This window comes from Nocardia sp. NPDC087230, from assembly GCF_044744725.1.
GTDB lineage: Bacteria > Actinomycetota > Actinomycetes > Mycobacteriales > Mycobacteriaceae > Nocardia > Nocardia canadensis.
The window spans coordinates 342,357-358,299 of the sequence record NZ_JBIUYV010000005.1 but is presented as its reverse complement, the minus strand read 5'-3'; the positions used below and the strand labels follow the sequence as shown (position 1 = coordinate 358,299).

Below are 15,943 nucleotides of genomic sequence, written 5' to 3'. Positions count from 1 at the left end.
ACTTTCGGGTACGGAATAATGTTCTTCGTAGTATGGTCGACCTGTCACGACGCACGGTGAGCGAGTTTCACGTCAGGAGACCGGCATTGGCCGAATTCGTCGAAAGTCGGGTCCGGCCCGACACGTCCCGGTCGGCCGAGCAGCCACCGGTGCGGTGCCCCACCGCCTTCCGCTACTGGGAGGCGCGCGGCACCGCGACGGTGCGCCGGATCGAGCGTCTGTTCACCACGGTGACCCGACAGTCGCTGTTTCCCAGTGACGAACAGGCCGCGGCGCTGTGCGCGGACCTGTTCGCCGGAGACCCGGTGGCCGAACGGTTCGTCGCCGAGGTGATGCACGGCGAGATCGGGGCGAAAGCCGGGCGCCGCATGCTGGAGCAGGCGCTGGCCGAGGGTATCGACGCGGTGCCCGATGCCCCGGACTCCATGCGCGCGCTGTTCGCCGAGTTCGAGACGGTGCCCGACTGGGTGGTACCCGAGCTGGTGGAACAGGGCGCGGCGATCTGGCGGCGCTGGGGCACCATGCTGTTCAGCTTCGCCGGCGCCGAGACGCTCGAGATGTACACCGAGGCGGCGGTCGCGACCCCGCTGTCGCTCGCGGGCGGCTACGCCGGCGACAGCGCCCTGCGCCGGTTCCTGGAGACCACCCGCTTCTGGATGGATGTCTCGGCCCGCGACGCGCTGCTGACCCCGGGCTCGGCGGGCCGCGCGACCGCGCTGAAGGTGCGGGTCATGCACGTCTCGGTGCGGGCGAAGGTCGCCGCGCACCCCGAATGGGACACCGAGCGGTGGGGTCTGCCGATCAGCCAGACCTACCAGCTGCTGACCCTGCTGGCCGGCAGCGTGACTCCCGGCCTGGGACTGTGGGCGCTGGGCTACCAGACGACTCCGTCGGAAATCCGTGCGCTGCTGCACTTCCAGAAGTACATGGGCCATCTGCTGGGCGTGCGATTGCGCTGGTACCCGGAGACCGTGCGGGACGCGCTGCGGGTGCTGGCCATGACGATCGCCTCGCGGTCCTACGACGCGGGGCAGCACGGAACGGAATTGATCGAGTCCTATCCGGCGGCCTTCGCCCCGCGCGATGGTCATCGCGGTCTGACCCGGCTGCGCGAAAGGTACAACTACCGGATCAATTCCGTGTACTCCGCGATGTACATGGCGCCCGGCACCCGCCGTCGTTACACGATGCCGCCGGCGTTCCCGTGGATCGCCATTCCGATCGTCCGGTTCCCGCTGATCACCGTCATGGAACTCGCGCGCCGCCTCTGCCCCCCGTTCGCGCGGGCGCACGAGAAGCTGATGTTGTGGCATCGCGAGAACTGGTATCGCGCCCAGATGCAGGGCCGGGAAGCGGCCTTCGACGCCAGCGGCGCTCTGCGCCGATGAACCGACCGAGAGCAGCCATGAGTACCGATATCGTCGAAGTGTGGAACGGACCGGGACGCCGCGACGGCGTCCTGACACCGGTCGAACCGCGGCACAACGGATTACATCCCTCGTCCAGCAGGCTCGCCTTCGAACACTGGTACTTCGACGCCCACCTCGACACCGGGCACGTGGTGATCGGCTTCCTCACCAAACGCAGGCCCGAGGACCTGCCGACCGCACGCCCGTGGGTGGAGATGATGGTCTACGCCCCCGACGGCACCCGCCGCCAGGTGTCGCGGCGCTATCCGCGCTCCGCGACGTCGTTCTCGGCCGACGCCTGCGACGTGCGTGTCGGCCACAACACCGCGCGCACCGAAGCCGGTGCCGACGGCCTGCCGATCCATCACCTCTGGATGGCCGAGGACGGCATCGTCTTCGACCTGCGGTTCCACAACGAAGTGCCCAGCTGGATGCCGGGCAAGGGCGAAACCCGCTTCGGTGCCCGGGATTCCTTCGGCTGGATGGTCGGCGCCCCACGCGCACGGGTGAGCGGGGCGATCGAGCTCGACGGCGTGCGTCACGAGGTCACCGGACGTGGCTACCACGACCACAACTGGGGCGTCGGCGACATGAAGAAGATCATCGAGCGCTGGCACTGGGGACGGCTCTACGTCGAGGACTACTCCCTGCTGTTCGCCTCGGTCCTGACCCAGCAGCGCCGGGGCGGCCACGAGATCAGCCCGCTGATGCTCGCCCACCACGACCAGATCGTGCTGTCCACCGGCGAAACCGTCCTCACCGAGGGACCTGCGCGCTTCGACGCCACCGCGGGCCGGACCTACCCCGAGTGGGTGGAGCTGACCGTGCCGGGCAGCCTCGACCTGCGCCTGGACGTCGTGCGCGTCATCCACGCCCACGACCTGCTCGATGATGTGCCGGTGGCGCGCTCACGGCTGATCAAACCGCTCGTGCACCGGCTGGTCGGGCACCCGGGCTACTTCCGGTTCGAGTCTACCTTCGCGCTGACCGTGCGTACCCCGTCGGGAACGCAGCGCCGCAGCGGGACGACCCTGCACGAACTGGTCGCGCTGACCTGACCCGGCCTCAGTCGCCGGACTCCCTGCTGGTGACGAATCGGAAGAACTCCCGGCGCTGATCCTCGGTCGGCACCGGGAGATTCTGGTTGCCGTGCACGAAGCCGATGCCGGCGAAACACATCAGGCCCGCGCGCATCTCGGCCTGATCGGCGGAGAATCCCATGTCGACGAGGGTGTCGGACAGCGCGTGGAAGATCCGCTGATCCAGGGCCTTGACCGCCTCGGCCACCTTGGCGTTGGTGCGCGCCCAGTCCCGCACCGCGAGCTCGATCTGCCACACCCGCTCCGCGGTGAGCAGCTCGCCCATCCGCGCCAGCCGCTCCCGGGGCGGCAATTCCTCGAGGCCCTGGAACCCGCGTGCCGCGTCGTTCTGATCGGCGCACCAGAATTGCGCCGTCGTCTCCAGCAGCTGATCGATGCCGTCGAAATGCCAGTAGAAGCTGCCCTTGGTGACCCCGAGTTCCTCGCACAGCTTGGCGATCGTGATGCCGGCGACCCCGTCGCGCAAGAGCACGCCGAGCGCCGCGTTCGTCCAGTCCTCGACCCCGAGCCTGCGTGCCGCGCGCCCGGCCGCCGCCGCTTTGCGCTTGGACACCGGCGCGGTCGGTCGCGGGTCCTCGGCCCTGGGGGTCATGGTCGCCTTCCTGTCGCCTGCACGCGTCAGCTTATCGTCTCGTCGACCGCGGATCGGGCGTCGTCCCTGGTTGTGCCCGCGGCGCGCGCGTAGGGTCGCAGGCATGGCCTGCCGGATCACCGAACTCGTCCTCGACTGCGCCGATCCGCAACTGCTGGCGGACTTCTGGTGCGAGGTGCTCGGCTTCGTCGAACTCGATCGAGACGAGGGCGATATCCAGATCGGCGCTCCCGGAACAGTATTCGGCGGACCCCAGCCCACCCTGTTGTTGAGCCGCAGCACGGAACCGAAACGCGAGAAGTTGCGCCTGCACCTGGACGTCAATCCGACCGACCGCGACCAGGACGCGGAACTGCGCAGGCTGCTCGCCGCGGGAGCGCGTCCGGTCGAGATCGGGCAGACCGGCGAGGAGTCCTGGCATGTCCTGGCCGATCCCGAAGGGAACGAATTCTGCCTGCTGCGCCGCCGCATCGAGGCCGCGCGGAGCTGACGCGCGCTCAGGCGGTCCCGGCCACGCCCTCCGGCACGGCGGCGAAGATCGCGCCGAAGTAGCGGGCGAGATCGTGTGACGACGCCAGAGACGCGGCGTACCCGAGATAGCCGTCGGGCCGCACGACATACACCGCGCCGGGGCCGGGACGGTACTGCCGGGCGAAGTCGCCGTCGCGGTCGTTGATCACCGGCAGCACGGTCGGTCCGATCGCGGCGCCGGGCGCGGCGACGAGGTAGGCGTCGAGCCGGTCATCGCTCAGTTCCCGGAGCAAGTCGACGCGGCTCTCGAGCTCGTCGAGCGTCGCGGCGTCGCAGGTGCTGTCCGCGTAGCACAGCACCGTGTGGTCCGGTCCTGCGAGCAGCGGGAACAGCCGGAAGGGCGAGGCTACCGCGTCGCGGGTCAGGCCGGTCGCGTCCGGAGCACGACTGCCCGCGGTCGGCGCGGGGGAACCGGCGGGAGAGGCGAACACGAGGGGACTGTCGCGATAGTCGATGAGCAACTGGGCTTCGCGCAGCAGTGCCTGGTCGGGGTCGGGGTCACCCGCGCCGATCCCGTCTCTGGCATGGCGCACGGTGCGGCCGACGACCTCTTCGCCGACGGGTCGGCGCTCGGCGTCGTAGCTGGCCAGCAGGGGCGGGGCGGCCAGCCCGGCGACCGCCACGGCCAGCTTCCAGGCCAGGTTGTGGGCGTCCTGGATGCCGGTGTTCATGCCTTGCGCCCCGGTGGGCGGATGGATATGGGCCGCATCGCCGGCGACGAAGACCCGCCCGCGCCCATAGGCGTCGACGATGCGGTGGCTGATCCGGAACACCGAGGACCAGCGCAGGTGCGAGGCCGTCGTCGGCTCCGGCGACAACCGGTCCAGCACCGCCTGGAGGTGCGCCAATTCGGGGGCCGGACCACTGCCGAAGCCGTGTGCCACGCCGTCGCCGCCCGTGCCTATCTCGAGCTCCGGCGGCACCCGCATGGAGACGCGGTACCGATGACGGCCGGGCAGCGGGATGCACGCCAGCGTGTCGTCGGTGACGCCGTCGGTCTGGTGCATCGCCCGGATGGCGTACCCGCGCGGCTGCGACCAATCCAGTTCGACATCGCCGAGCATGTACTGGTCGGTGAAGGCCGCGCCTTCGAAGGTCAGCCCGAGGGTCTTACGGACGATGCTGTGCGCGCCGTCGCAGCCGACGAGATATCGCGCCCGCACGGTGTCTTCCCCGTCCGGTCCGGCGAGCACCGCGTCGACCCCGTCGTCGTCCTGGGTGAACCCGGTCACCGTGACCCCGCGTTCGACGTGCGTGCCCAGCGATGCCAGGCGGTTCCAGAGGATGCGCTCGGTCTCGTACTGGGGGAGCCCGACGAACCCGAACGGCACCTCGGGGGGCAGCGTGAGATCGAGCCGGCCCGACTCGACACCGTTGACGAAGACGAGCTGGCCGCGCATCAGGATCGAGGCGTCGAGAACGTCGCGGAGAATGCCCATCTGCTCGAACAGCTCCAGCGTGCGAGGCTGGATGCCGACCGCTTTCGCATAGCGCGGCGGGTGGGCCTGCGAATCGACGATCCGGCAGCGGACCCCGCGCCGGACCAGTTCGACCGCGGCCGCCGTGCCCACCGGACCGGCGCCCACGACCAGGACATCCGTCTCGACCATGCGACATCACCTCGTTGGACTACCCCGCCTCAGTGTGTTTGCTGATCGTACGCCCGGGCGTCGAAAAGCTGAATCGCCGGCGGCTGGAACCCGGCGTGCCTACCCGATGCCGCGGATGACAGCCCGGCAGCGCCATTCCAAGAGCCGGACGGCCAGGCTGAAGGAGCGGAAGGCCGGGTTGGTGGTCTGGCGGTGAGAGTAGCGGTAGTAGATCTGCTGGCAGATCACCGCCAGACGGAACAGGCCGAAGACTTCGTAGAACGCCCATTCGCGGCCGGTGAGACCGATTCCGGCATGGCGGCAATAGTATTCGACCACGTCGTCGCGGCTCAGCATGCCTGGGGCGTGCGTCGGCTGGCGCCGGAACAACTTGACGGCGAGGTTGTCGTCGGCCTGGACTCAGTAGGCGAGGGCGGCGCCGAGATCCATGAGTGGGTCGCCGATGGTGGCCATCTCCCAGTCGAGCAAACCGATCGGCCGGGTGGGATCGGTGGGGTCGAGCACGATGATGTCGAAGCGGAAATCGTTGTGGATCAGTACCGCTGGGCGATCGGGCGGCTGGTGGGCGGCCAGCCAGGACATGATGGGCTCGCACGCGCGGTGGTGTCCAGCAGGATTCGGGTGGAAGTTCCCTGCGGGGGATTGTTCCGTCGAGCCGTTCCATCAGATAGAACGGCGAACCGAGGACCGTCTCGTCCTCGCACAACGCCACCGTCGACGGCACGTAGTCGAATACCGGGCCGAGGGCGGATTGCACGCGGTACTCGCGGACCATGTCGTGTGCGCCGTCGGCCCGATAGCCGCCGCGCGTGCCTTCGCACGCAGCTCACCGAGCACGGGCAGGGGATCCCACGGATCGCCGCCGGTCTCGCGCAGCGTGGCCACGCTGCGGTGGTAGTCGGCCTCGATCGGGGCGATCTCCTCGGCGACGAAGGCGCGCACTCGGGCGACGAGATCGGTGGCGCGGGCGCTGGGAGCGAAGTCCATGGCTGTGCTTTCGGTGGAAGGGTGACGGCGGCAGGCGATAGCCGGGTTCAGGACGGGAGGTGGGTGAGTGCGATCGCGGATTCGTCGAGGCTGCCCAGCACCAGGGTGCCGTGCGCCTCGGCGACGCCGGTGACCATCGCGTAGTCCGCGCCGTCGCGCTGTAGATCGTGGACGACGGTCCCGTGGTCGTCGACGGCGAGCACCCAGGCGGTGCGGACGGGGCGTGGCTTGAGCCGATCGGGTATCCGCCACAACAGCTTTCGCGCGAGAGTCGGCGTGGGGAGCAACAGATCGAGCAGGGGATTGCGGGGCGAGGCCAGCGTGACCCAGATCAGTCCGTCGGAGCCGAGGGCGAGGTTGTCGGGGAAGCCGGGCAGATTGTCGATCAGCACCTCGCACGTGCCGGCCTTCGGGCCATGCAACCAGTAGCGGTTGAGCCGGTACGCGGCCGTCTCGGCGACGATCAGTGATGCCTGATCGGGCGCGAACGCGACACCGTTGGCGTACTGGAGGCCATCCAGCAGGGACTCGGTTCGGCCGTCATGGGAGTACCGGAACAGCCGACCGGTACCGGAGTGCTCGAGCAGATCGCCCATCCACAGGTCCAGGGGCCAGCGACGCGACGAGGCCGTGAAGTAGACGGTGCCGTCGCGCGGATCCTCGACGACATTGCTGGCCATGTTCAGGGGTCCGTCGTCGACGGCATCCACCAGGACCTCGACGTCGGTTCCGGACCAGCGCAGCAGGCCGCGATGGGCGTCGCAGACGAGCAGCGAACCGTCGGCGCCCGCGCACAGACCCAGTGGGCGGCCGCCGGTATTCGCGACCGTTTCGACGGCCCCGGTGGCGATGTCGACCCGCAGGATCCGGCCATCGGCGATCCCGGTGTAGACGAGGCCGTCGGCGCCGATAACCACGTCCTCGGGACCGACGCCGGGCAGTTCGATCCGCCGTACCGCGGGCATCGGCGGGGTGCTGCGGCGTTGCCCGGCGCGCGGTGTCGCCGTCGGCGGTGACCAGCGAACCGGCGTCATCCGGGGACCGGACCGACCACCGACGACCATGCGTACCTCCCAGCGATCGAGCGCCGCTCACTGCAGCGCTTCCTGTGCACATGCCATTCTGCTGCCCGGTCGGCGGCGTTTAAATGGGAGCGCCAACCGAGTTGACTGTGCGCATGCACACCAGCAGGCCGGTGCCCGCGCTCGAGCTGATCCGCCGCCGCGCCGCCGCGCACGGGGTCAGCGCCGGCGAGATCGACGAGATGCAGGACCTCACCTGGGAATGGGCGACCGCGTCCGCTACCGCGGTCCACCGAGTGCTGCAGGAGCGGGCGATGGCGGGGGCCGCGCACCGCGCCGACTTCCTGCGCAGTCTCGTCGACGGCACAGTCGCGCCCGCCGTCCTGCGCGCAGAGGCCCGCAACCACGGGCTCGACCCCGAGCATCGCTACCGGATCGCCTGCGCCGCGTGGAACGGCACCGCCGCCGCGACCGACCTGCTCGCCGCGCTGCGCGCCCGGGGATCGACAGCAAGGCTGCCGGTCGTCGACACGGTCGTTGACCAGCATCTGGTCGCCCTGCTGCCACGCACCCCGGACGCGCTGCCCACGGGCAGCGTGGTCGCCGTGGGATCGGCGATGCTGCTCGGTGACGCCGCGGCGTCGTATCGGCAGGCGCGTTCGATCTCGCGATTCGCCACGGCAGATCGGGCCTGGTCGATCTCGGGTCGCTGGGTCCGCTGCCGCTGCTCGCGGAGGCCGAGGACATTGCGCGACTGCTCGCCGACAGGCACCTGGCGCCGCTGCGCAACCGCAGCGGCGCCGAGGAGATCCTCGGCACCGTCGCGACCTACCGCGATTGCGACCAGCGCATCGACGACACGGCGGCCACGCTGGTTCTGCACCGCAATACCGTCCGCAATCGGCTCACGCGCTTCGCCGAGCTCACCGGCCTCGATCTCGGCCGAACCGACGATCTCATCGTCGCGTGGTGGCTCCTGCACCGCGACTCGCCGCCGTCACGCTGACCTGCCAAGCGGCGACGGTCCGGTGCCGACGGGCGCATCATGGACAGATGGACGACGCAGACCAGCGGGCCCGGCGCGCGGCGGCGCAGGCCGAAGTCGGCAGACACGGTCGGCTGATCCGCCGCCGGCGCGACGGCAAGTGGCTCAGCGCGGCGATGCTGCCGTGGTTCCGGCTGCGTGTTCCGCGCGGCTACGGCATCCTCACCACCACCGGGCGCAAGACCGGTCTGCCGCGCCCGAAGTGCGTGCGGGTGATGCGGGCGGGTGACCGGGCCTATCTGGTGCAGTTGATGCCGCCGCAGATCACCCTCGACCAGCCGCAGGCGGTCAACGCGTGGCTGCGCAATATCCGGGCCGATCCGCGCGTCACCCTGGAACTGCGCGACGGGGCGTTGCACGGGACGGCCAGGGAGATCACCGATCCGGCGGAACTCGCCGTCGCCCGCGCGCTGCTGTGCGACACCGTCGTCCCGGTCGATTTCGGTGAGTGCGCGATCCACCTGCGCGGGGTGCCCTCCCGCGCGAAGATCCGTGCCCTGCACGACTACTGGTTCCGCACGGGGCGGGCCGTCGCGATCGACTTGGACATCTGAGCAGCTCGGCCGAGGCGCGCGGTGCCGCATACGCTGAGGGGCACCGACTCCCGACCGAAGGTAGCGATGGCCGACTCCCCGACTCCGATCATCCGCTGCGGCGAACGGGTGCGCGCCCACACCGATGCGCACGACCGCGCGGGCCGCCTCGCCTCGGCCCTGCTCGCCGCCGGCGTCGGGCGCGGCGACCGCGTCGCGGTCCTGGCCCGCAACGACATCGAATTCCTCGAGGTCTCACTGGCCATCGCCTCGGCAGGGGCGAACCCGGTACCGATCAACACCCGCTGGCGCGCGGGGGAGATCGCCCATGTGCTCGCCGATTGCGCGCCGCGCGTGATCTTCGCGCACACCGAGTTCGTCGCCACCGTCGAGGATGCCCGCGACCGCGCGGGCAGCTCAGCCCGGATCGTCGAGATCGCCATGCCCGCGCCGACACTCGTCGAGGCCGGGCTCGACCAGGCCCTGTCCGTGCCCACGGGGCGGCATCCGCTCCTCGAGGAATGGATCGCCGACCAAGACGAGCCGGTCGGCTATCTCGAAGGCGCGGTGGCCGATTCGATGGGACTGATCTACACCTCCGGCACCACCGGGACTCCCAAAGGCGTACTGCGGGAACGGATGACGCCACATCAACTGCTGTCCATCGCGGGCGGCATCGCGCGGCGGATGGGGTTGGCGCCCGGTGGGCGGATGCTGGTGGCCGGGCCGATGTATCACACCTCGCCGAACGCGGTGGCGGTGCTGGCGCTGCGGATGGGCACCGACATCACCATCATGCCGCGCTGGGACAGCGAACGGTTCCTGCGACTGGTGCATCAGCACCGGATCCAGCAGGCCAAGATCGTGCCGACGATGCTGTCGCGGCTGCTGTCGCTGCCCGCCGAGGTGCGCGAGCGCTACGACACCGGCAGCCTGACCCATTTGATCCATTCGGCGGCGCCGTGCCCGCCCGCGATCAAACGAGCGGCGATCGACTGGTTCGGCGACGCGGTGATCGAGTACTTCGGCAGTACCGAGACCGGCACCATCACCTGGATCGGCGCCACGGAATGGCTGGCGCGGCCCGGCAGCGTCGGGCGCCCGGCCGACGGGTCCGCGGTCGCGATCCTGGACGAGGACGGCGCGGAATTGCCCGCCGGGCAGCCCGGGCGGGTGTTCGTCCGGGGAGCCGACTACTGGCCGCGCTTCGAGTACCTGCACCGGGCGGGCTCGGCGGTCACCCGCGGCGATCTGCTGTGGGTCGGCGACACCGGCTACCTCGATGCCGACGGGTACCTGTTCCTGACCGGGCGATCGAGCGAGGTGGTGATCCGCGGCGGAGTGAACATCTACCCGGCCGAGATCGAGAACGCGGCGATGGCGCTGCCCGGGGTGGAGGACGCCGCCGCGATCGGCGTGCCCTCCGGCGACGACCTCGGCGAGGCACTCGAGCTCTATCTCGTCGCCCGGCCCCGCCACGAGCTCGCTCCCGATCAGGTCGCGGCCGCGCTGGCCGAGCAACTCGCCGCCTACAAACTGCCCTCGCGGATCAGCATCGTGGCCGAGCTTCCGCGCGACGACTCCGGCAAGCTGTACAGGCGGGAACTGCGCGCCGCGCCGTGATCGACCGGATCAGCCCGCCTGGGCGGCGCCCACCCGCGCCAGGGTGCCGATGACACTCAGATCGGCGGCGCCTCGCGCATTGGCCAGCGAACTGACCGTCGTGGTGCCGAACACCCCCTTGCGGTCGTAGACGGCGGCCGTGCCGATCGCGATGCCGTCCTCGGCCAGCCGATCCAGACAGATCAGCCCGGCCTCGTTGCCCTCCGGCAGGCGGGTCAGCGTGAGGGTGGCGTCGGCGTTGATGTACTCGAGGCCGTTGCTGCCGAGATGGGCGATCACATTGGTCACGTCGGCCAGTCCGGCGACGAACTGGAACGGCGTCGGTTCCTCGTCGGCGACGACCGCGATCGGATGATGCCAGATCCCCGTGCGGCCCACATTGTGGTGAGTGCGCGGGTCCGGCCCCCAGCCCGCGTCTTCACTGAAGTACACCCGATCGCGACCGGGTTCCGGGAGCCGGTCGATCGGCGGGGGATCGGCGGTGGTGCCGGGCGACCAGCAGACGCCCGCCGGATCGGCGCCGGGACGGAGGTACAGCGCGCCTGCGCGGGCGACCGGTCGATCGTCCTGGATCAAAACGGCGTCGAAGAGCGCGAGCCTGCGCCCGTCGCGCACCACGGTGACGCGAATCCGGCAGGGGCGCAGAAAGACCGGGCGGAACATGTCGAGGGTCCACCGGACCGGGCGCAGGTCGGTCCGGCCGGCGGCGGCGACCTCGCGTTCCACCGCGCGGGCCAGGGCCGCGCCGACGGCCATCCCGCGCAATTGGCCGCCCTCCCAACCGGCGACCGCCTCGGGCTGCGGCAGCAGGATCTCGGTCTGCGTTCGTGGATCGACTGTCGTGTGAAAGAATGCTCGGCTCACCGGCGAACTCCCTTGCGGCATAAGCGATCTCGCTCCAGCGCGGCGTCGGTGGCGCTCGACTCCCGGACCGTCCCGGTGGGCGAGTCGGCGGTCTCCTCATCTTCGCGTCCGGCACGCGGCGTTCGCTACCGCGGCTCTCGGATGTCACATGAATGTTTCTGTGCCGAAACACTATTCGGTCGGGATGCGGGTGAGCAGCGGCAGGACGACGTCGTCGACGATCTCGGTGATCATGGTGTCGGCGACCGGGCTGCCCCGGTCAGGAAGCGGAACATCACCAGTTCCGGGCCGAGGGTGGCGGCCGGGGTCGCGACGGCCTCGGCCCGGATCTCGCCCGCGGCCGCGGCGCGCACCAGTGTGCGCAGTTCGGCGGCGCGGGGATCGAAGAGCGACTCGCGCAGGGCCGCCAGGAGGGCGGGACGGCGGTGGGTCTCGCTCAGCACGGCGCGCAGGACGCCGCCGCCGGGGGACCGGCTGTGCGGCATCCATCCGGTCGAGACTATCCCCGTCCCGACCGGCAGAGTGGCTGGTGCGGCGTGTCGCTCTGCCGGTGCGGCGGGGGAGTGATCAGGGTTTGCGCGCTACGGCGCCGTAGGCCGAGATCGGCAGCACCTCGCCCACTTCGACGGTGTCGGTGCGCCACTGGGTGATCGACACGAAGCCGGGGTCGACCAGTTCCAGGCCGTCGAACACGGCGCGGATCTGCGCCTGCGGGCGCGGGATGTACGGGGTGCCGCCGGTACCGGTGTAGTTCTCGCACAGCGTGACGTAGGCCTGGCTGTCGTCGGTGCCGTCCCACATGATCAGGTAGCTGCCCGAGGGCACCTCGCCGACCACGGTGCGCACGATCCGGAGCAGGTCCTCGTAGGTACGGGCATGGCCGAGCACGCCCATGAACATCACCGCGATCGGCTCGTTGAAGTTGAGGACGTTGCGCGCGTCGGCGACGATCTGCTCGGGGTTGTGGAAGTCGGCGTCGATGTAGGTGGTGACGCCTTCCGGGGTGGTGCTGCGCAGCAGGGCGCGAGCGTGGGTGAGCACCAGCGGGTCGTTGTCGACGTAGACGATGCGCGCGTCGGCGGTGATGCTCTGGGCGACCTCGTGGGTGTTCTGCATGGTCGGCAGGCCGGTGCCGATGTCGAGGAACTGCCGGATGCCGCGTTCGCGGGCGAGGAAGCCCACGGCGCGGATCAGGAACTGGCGCGATTGCACGGCCATCGTGGAGATGTCGGGGTCGACGGCCAGCCCGGCGTCACCGGCGATCTGGTCGATTTCGTAGTTGTCCTGGCCACCCATCCAGTAGTTCCAGATCCGGGCCGAGTGGGGGATATCGGTCCGGATCACCGGGGTGTCGGTTTCGGTCATGAACCTGGCTCCTCAGCAGAGTTCTACGGCGTCAGCTACCCGGGGCGAGCGGTGCTGGCAGCGGGCAGCTGCTGATCTGTTGTGACAGTACAAGATTCACTCCGGTCGGTGGCCTCCTACGGCCGAGATCAGGCATCGACCACCAGGAGCGGGTCGCGGGAGCGCGACACGCAGGGGTGGAAGATCCCCGCGGCGTTCGCCGCGACGTCGGTGCGGTGGTCGGGGCACCCGGCCTCGACGCGGAGAACACAGCTGCCACACAGCCCGTTCTCGCACGATCCGGAAGCCGAGGGAACTGCCGTGCGCAGGGCGTCGCGGGCGCTCGTCGTGGCGGGGACGTGGACCAGGCGACGGGTGCGCGTCAGGTACAGGTCGAACTCGGTGGCGGGTGCGTCGTGGCGTTCGGGCGGGGTGAAACGTTCGAGATGCAGTGCGGGTCCGGCCTGTTCGGTCATGCCTCGGCCAAGCTCGCCGGACCACAACAGTAGACGGCGGTGCCGTCGGGTTGATCGGCGACGAGCCGGGCGAGGTCGGGACGCGGGGTCGTGTCCGCGGGCAGCACGCTCACGCGGGCGCCGTAGCGGTGGAGCAACTCCTCGGCGAAGGGCATGGTGGCGCGGGAGCGGCCGCGGTAGATCAGGTAGATCAACTGCCAGGGCAGGCCGAGCTCGTCGAGGTGGGCGATCATGGGCAGGAACGGGGTGATCCCGATGCCGCCCGCGACGAACAGATACGCGGGCGCGTCGACGAGGGGGAAGTTGTCGCGTGGGGCGCTCACGCGCACCGGGTCGCCCGCCACGAGCGCGTGGATCTCCCGGGAGGCGCCGCGTCCGTCGTCGTCGCGCAGAACCGCGATCTCGTACCCGGTCCGGTTGGTGGGGTCGCCGCACAGGGAGTACTGCCGGGTCTTGCCGGAGGGCAGTACCAGATCGATGTGGGCGCCCGGTGCCCACGGCTCGGCCGCGCAGGCGATGCGCACCCGGACGACCGCCGGCGTGAGTGTGGTGACCCGCTCGATGGTGCAGGCGCGCGTGTGCTGCCGCGCGGCCGCGGGCCGACCGTTCGCCGGGAGCGGACGCTCCGGGTGATCAGGGCGATCACCAGGACCGACAGCGACACGATCGGCGTGGGACGACCCAGTGCGACACCGGTTCCCACGTCGGCGAGCGGCGCGAGGACTCCGAGTGCGTACATCGGGATGTCCCTGAGAACGGCCCTACTCGGTGTCCTCGTCGGCGGTCGGCGCCGGCGCCTTCGGCGCCCGTTTCCGGCGCGAGGCCGTCTGCTCGATGCGCGGATCCTCGGTCACCGCATAGTGTTTGACGTATTCGGACAGGAAAGCCTGTACCGTCGCGGTGGCCGGGATCGCCAGCAGCGCCCCCACCGCGCCGAGCAGCGCACCACCGGCCAGGACCGCCAGCAGCGCGATCGCGGCGTTCACATCCACGGTGCGCGCGGTGATCCGGGGCTGGAGCAGATAGTCCTGGAACCACTGGTACAGCACCGCGAACACGATGATCCAGACCGCGTCGAGCGGGTCCACCGTCAGGGCGACGAGCACCGGGAGGATCGCGGCGATGTAGGTGCCGATGGTCGGGATGAACGCGGAGATCACGCCGAACCACACGCCGAGGGCGATCGGATTCGGGATACCGAGGACGGCCAGGAAGACCCCGTGCGCGATCGCCGAGACGATGGCCAGCAGCACCCGCGAATACAGGTAGCCGCCGGTCTTGTCGATGGCGAGATCCCAGGCGTGCAGGAAGGTCTGCTGGCGCGACGGTGGCAGCAGCGAGCACACGGTCCGCCGGACCCGCGGTCCGCCCGCGGTGAGGTAGATGCTGAACAGCGCGATGGTGAGGAGCTGGACGAGCCCGCCCAGCACGGTGGTCGACACGCCCCAGACATTGTCGGCGGCGGTGCGGGCGTAGCCCTCGATCAGGTCGGACTCGCGCAGGAGCCGCTGGCTCAGATCGTGCATCGTGAAGTGCTGGCCGAAGGTCCGGTTGACCCGATCGATGCCCTCGTCGAGCAGCCGGGGGGTTTCGTGGGCCAGGTTGGTCGTGGTTTCCACGAGCAGGGTCACCAGCGCCGCGAGGAAGGCCAGCACGCACGCGAAGGTGCCGAGGAAGACCAGCGCGGTGGCCAGGCCTCGTGGCACACCCCGCCGGGCCAGCGCGCCGACGGCCGGTTCCATCGCCAGCGAGACGAAGAACGCGACCAGCAGGACGATCAGCAGTCCGAGCAGCCGGCGAAACGCCCAGTCGGCGAGCAGGAACAACCCGAACAGGACGAAGGCCAGCACCATCGCCCGCGGTAGCCACTCGGGCATTCTGGCCCGTGCGGTCGACGGCGCGGCAGTTCCCGGGGAGTCGGTGTCCACGGATCCCAGTGTCGCCCCGCGGGTGCCCACAGTTCGGCACCGACGCGGCCCGACTCGTGTCCGGCTCCGGCCGCCCACTGCACCGGGGTGATACCGGCATCGGCGTTCTAGCGGCTGTCGGGGTGGCCTGTTACGTTGCGCGCCATGAGAGTAGAGGTCGAACACGGTGTCGGTCTGACGCGACGGGTCCTCGACGTGGTGCGGTCGGATCCGGGCCGGTCGATGTTCGAGCCGGTCGCGTGGGTCGGTCACACGCCGTGGGTCGACGGTGCGCCTCGACCGATGTCGGCGGACGCGGTGGCGGCCACGGTGTTCCCGTCGGGACGTCCGCTGTCACCGAGCCTGCGGGCCTGGCTGGCCTTCGACCGCGGCCTGTTCGAGCGGCACGGGTGGTTCGCGGCCGACGGCGGCTTCGCCCCGCGCGGTCTGGACCAGCTGGTCGACGACGAACTGGGACCACCGTGGGGAGAGCTCTACGAGCCGCTGGCCGGGCAGTTCCCGGAGTGTTTCCTGCTGCCCGGCGGCTCGGATTCCCGGCGCGTGCTGGCGGTGGGTGAGCCGGATTCGGTGGGCGAACACCCGGTGCTGGCCCTCGACGTGGACGACATGCCCTACGCCGGTCTGATGTTCCCGGGATTCGACGTCTACGCGGCCGAGGCGGCGGGCCTGGTGCGATGTGCGTTCGAGACCTACACCGACCTGGCCGCCGACCCGGTCTACGGCCGGCGCATGCGCGAGCACGCCACGCGCAGGTTCGCGGGCGAACTGTGCGTGGAGTATCCCTTCTGATGACCTCGGTTATCCGTGTGGCGCGGCGGCAGAGGCGGAGGACAGTGCGCCGCAAGGCTAGGTAGTGCTGCGCGAAGCGAGCGGCGCGGC

17 protein-coding genes and 1 pseudogene are annotated in these 15,943 nt (G+C 70.2%); 7 read left to right on the top strand and 11 right to left on the bottom strand.

The window, feature by feature from the left end; translation table 11 throughout:
- Positions 1–149 precede the first annotated feature (149 nt).
- Entirely contained in the window at positions 150–1,388 is a 1,239-nt protein-coding gene (locus ACIO52_RS19890; protein ID WP_218720561.1) for an oxygenase MpaB family protein, read from the top strand.
- 17 nt (positions 1,389–1,405) lie between these two features.
- Positions 1,406–2,467, top strand: coding sequence for a lipocalin-like domain-containing protein (locus ACIO52_RS19885; RefSeq protein ID WP_316574892.1), 1,062 nt, complete (start codon positions 1,406–1,408; stop codon positions 2,465–2,467).
- A gap of 7 nt (positions 2,468–2,474) precedes the next feature.
- Here ACIO52_RS19885 and ACIO52_RS19880 read toward each other — a convergent pair whose 3' ends face one another.
- Entirely contained in the window at positions 2,475–3,101 is a 627-nt protein-coding gene (locus tag ACIO52_RS19880) for a TetR/AcrR family transcriptional regulator (RefSeq protein ID WP_316574891.1), read from the bottom strand.
- 103 nt (positions 3,102–3,204) lie between these two features.
- On the opposite strand from ACIO52_RS19880, the gene ACIO52_RS19875 reads away from it, so the two are divergent.
- Entirely contained in the window at positions 3,205–3,591 is a 387-nt protein-coding gene (locus ACIO52_RS19875) for a VOC family protein (protein ID WP_218720392.1), read from the top strand.
- A gap of 7 nt (positions 3,592–3,598) precedes the next feature.
- Here the strand turns inward: ACIO52_RS19875 and ACIO52_RS19870 are convergent, their stop codons facing one another.
- The 4 genes and pseudogenes from ACIO52_RS19870 to ACIO52_RS19855 all read right to left on the bottom strand — a co-directional run bounded on the left by ACIO52_RS19870 (position 3,599) and on the right by ACIO52_RS19855 (position 7,263).
- Positions 3,599–5,242, bottom strand: coding sequence for an FAD-dependent monooxygenase (locus ACIO52_RS19870; RefSeq protein WP_402645665.1), 1,644 nt, complete (start codon positions 5,240–5,242; stop codon positions 3,599–3,601).
- Positions 5,243–5,341: 99 nt separating this feature from the next.
- On the bottom strand, positions 5,342–5,578 hold the full coding sequence (locus tag ACIO52_RS19865; protein ID WP_402645662.1) for a hypothetical protein: 237 nt from the start codon (positions 5,576–5,578) through the stop codon (positions 5,342–5,344).
- Positions 5,579–5,641: 63 nt separating this feature from the next.
- Positions 5,642–6,017 (bottom strand): annotated as a pseudogene (locus ACIO52_RS19860) (phosphotransferase family protein).
- Positions 6,018–6,276: 259 nt separating this feature from the next.
- The gene (locus tag ACIO52_RS19855) at positions 6,277–7,263 is read right to left on the bottom strand and encodes an SMP-30/gluconolactonase/LRE family protein (protein ID WP_316574888.1); all 987 of its coding nucleotides are present in this window, start codon (positions 7,261–7,263) and stop codon (positions 6,277–6,279) included.
- A 658-nt stretch (positions 7,264–7,921) separates the two neighbouring features.
- On the opposite strand from ACIO52_RS19855, the gene ACIO52_RS19850 reads away from it, so the two are divergent.
- The 3 genes from ACIO52_RS19850 to ACIO52_RS19840 all read left to right on the top strand — a co-directional run bounded on the left by ACIO52_RS19850 (position 7,922) and on the right by ACIO52_RS19840 (position 10,452).
- Positions 7,922–8,257 (top strand): helix-turn-helix domain-containing protein, encoded by a 336-nt coding sequence (locus tag ACIO52_RS19850; protein WP_402645933.1) that lies wholly within the window; start codon positions 7,922–7,924, stop codon positions 8,255–8,257.
- A 47-nt stretch (positions 8,258–8,304) separates the two neighbouring features.
- Entirely contained in the window at positions 8,305–8,850 is a 546-nt protein-coding gene (locus ACIO52_RS19845; RefSeq protein ID WP_402645658.1) for a nitroreductase/quinone reductase family protein, read from the top strand.
- Between the two features lie 66 nt (positions 8,851–8,916).
- Entirely contained in the window at positions 8,917–10,452 is a 1,536-nt protein-coding gene (locus ACIO52_RS19840; RefSeq protein ID WP_218720388.1) for an AMP-binding protein, read from the top strand.
- A 9-nt stretch (positions 10,453–10,461) separates the two neighbouring features.
- On the opposite strand, the gene ACIO52_RS19835 is transcribed toward ACIO52_RS19840, so the two are convergent.
- The 6 genes from ACIO52_RS19835 to ACIO52_RS19810 all read right to left on the bottom strand — a co-directional run bounded on the left by ACIO52_RS19835 (position 10,462) and on the right by ACIO52_RS19810 (position 15,064).
- Positions 10,462–11,316 carry an acyl-CoA thioesterase domain-containing protein gene (locus tag ACIO52_RS19835; protein WP_342800277.1) on the bottom strand — a complete coding sequence of 285 codons (855 nt, stop codon included), beginning with the start codon at positions 11,314–11,316 and terminating at the stop codon, positions 10,462–10,464.
- 230 nt (positions 11,317–11,546) lie between these two features.
- Positions 11,547–11,801, bottom strand: a complete 255-nt coding sequence (locus tag ACIO52_RS19830; RefSeq protein ID WP_316574885.1) for a TetR-like C-terminal domain-containing protein — start codon at positions 11,799–11,801, stop codon at positions 11,547–11,549.
- Positions 11,802–11,883: 82 nt separating this feature from the next.
- Entirely contained in the window at positions 11,884–12,681 is a 798-nt protein-coding gene (locus ACIO52_RS19825; protein ID WP_402645653.1) for an SAM-dependent methyltransferase, read from the bottom strand.
- 128 nt (positions 12,682–12,809) lie between these two features.
- Positions 12,810–13,136 carry a 2Fe-2S iron-sulfur cluster-binding protein gene (locus ACIO52_RS19820; RefSeq protein WP_402645650.1) on the bottom strand — a complete coding sequence of 109 codons (327 nt, stop codon included), beginning with the start codon at positions 13,134–13,136 and terminating at the stop codon, positions 12,810–12,812.
- On the bottom strand, positions 13,133–13,660 hold the full coding sequence (locus ACIO52_RS19815) for a ferredoxin reductase (RefSeq protein ID WP_402645647.1): 528 nt from the start codon (positions 13,658–13,660) through the stop codon (positions 13,133–13,135). Before ACIO52_RS19815 ends, ACIO52_RS19820 begins: the two co-directional genes overlap by 4 nt.
- Positions 13,661–13,897: 237 nt before the next feature.
- The gene (locus tag ACIO52_RS19810; protein WP_316574882.1) at positions 13,898–15,064 is read right to left on the bottom strand and encodes an AI-2E family transporter; all 1,167 of its coding nucleotides are present in this window, start codon (positions 15,062–15,064) and stop codon (positions 13,898–13,900) included.
- Between the two features lie 144 nt (positions 15,065–15,208).
- On the opposite strand from ACIO52_RS19810, the gene ACIO52_RS19805 reads away from it, so the two are divergent.
- Positions 15,209–15,853: a hypothetical protein gene (locus ACIO52_RS19805; protein WP_402645643.1), complete on the top strand. Its 645-nt coding sequence runs from the start codon at positions 15,209–15,211 to the stop codon at positions 15,851–15,853.
- The last annotated feature ends 90 nt before the right edge of the window (positions 15,854–15,943 follow it).